Genomic DNA, 1157 nt, shown 5'->3' on the forward strand with positions numbered 1-1157 from the left:
TATCCTGAATTACTCAAACACTACCCTTCGGGAAATCTGCCAGACTGGCGGGGTTATGTGCCGCGTGGATGGGATAAAACCGGAGGGGTTGATCCGGAGGTTGGGAGAACACTGGGATCCTTTCAGACTGATGCTATCAGAGATATCAAGGGAGTAATCAGGACAGGTAGTCGTAAAACAGATGAGATTGACGATAATACAACGGGGGCATTCTCCACCATCGACCAAGGCAGAGGAAGTCATGTTTACACTGATGCATTTGGGGACGATGGCTACGTTTATGAGGATCGAGAATTTCGTGCATCTTACGTTGTCCCGACATCGGTTGAAAATAGGATGAAAAATGTTGCGGTGCTATTTTTAGTAAGGGGAAGGTAATGGTTCAGCCAACAGAATCTTCGGTACAATCTGATGAAAATGGATTTGCTTTATCCTATGGCTGGATACAGGTTTATTGCGTAAATACGATAAGCAGGGAATATATCGGGAAAAAACTGGAACGTACCTTTATTGGCGTGACTCTGTTTGCTGGATCGTAACTGGATGAACCTAAATTACCCAAAATGTTTATTGTTATTCAATGAGGGGATTATGCAAGATAAAAAGACTGACGATAGCAGCCTTGTGACCGTTACAACACCGGAATATGTCCAGGATTCAATCAAAGAAGCGATAGAAAAACACGCCCTAAGTCGCAACCATCCAGATGCAACGCTACAAGATAAAGGATTTGTGATCCTGAGCAATGATGTCGGTAGTAATAACCAGACTCATGCAGCAACACCAAAGGCGGTGAAAACAGCATATGATTTAGCTAATACAGCCAGCCAAAACGCCAACAATGCGAATAGCAATGCTGATACCCGCTTAGCGAAAAACCAGAACGGAGCTGATATTCCTGATAAAGACGCTTTTGTCAACAATCTCGGATTGCGAGATACAGTCAATCAGGCGGAAAATGCCTTGCAAGAATCAGCTGTGGTTCAACAAGCTGGGGTATCTAATGATCTTGTGATAAGCCAAAATGTGACAACCATGCTGATTAGTGAGTGCATCAAAAAAGAAGACGCGGAGCTATTGGCAGTTCCCATCGGCGGTATTTTGATGTGGTGCAGTGATCTACCGCACCCTAATAACTTCCTGCCGATGGAGGGCGG

2 protein-coding genes and 1 pseudogene are annotated in these 1157 nt (G+C 44.5%); all 3 read left to right on the forward strand.

From position 1 onward, the window contains the following. A pseudogene (locus AAC147_RS07325) lies at window positions 1–378 on the forward strand (hypothetical protein); the annotation flags it as partial. Beyond that, complete coding sequence (locus AAC147_RS07330) at window positions 378–539, forward strand: hypothetical protein (RefSeq protein ID WP_156115447.1); 162 nt, start codon at window positions 378–380, stop codon at window positions 537–539. The pseudogene AAC147_RS07325 and the gene AAC147_RS07330, both read left to right, overlap by 1 nt. Before the next feature lie 52 nt (window positions 540–591). Beyond that, window positions 592–1157, forward strand: a 566-nt coding sequence (locus tag AAC147_RS07335) for a tail fiber protein (RefSeq protein ID WP_197056438.1), incomplete at its 3' end; no start/stop codon positions are given.

Origin of the sequence: Xenorhabdus sp. NBAII XenSa04, assembly GCF_963866145.1 — a bacterium.
Classification (GTDB): domain Bacteria; phylum Pseudomonadota; class Gammaproteobacteria; order Enterobacterales; family Enterobacteriaceae; genus Xenorhabdus; species Xenorhabdus indica.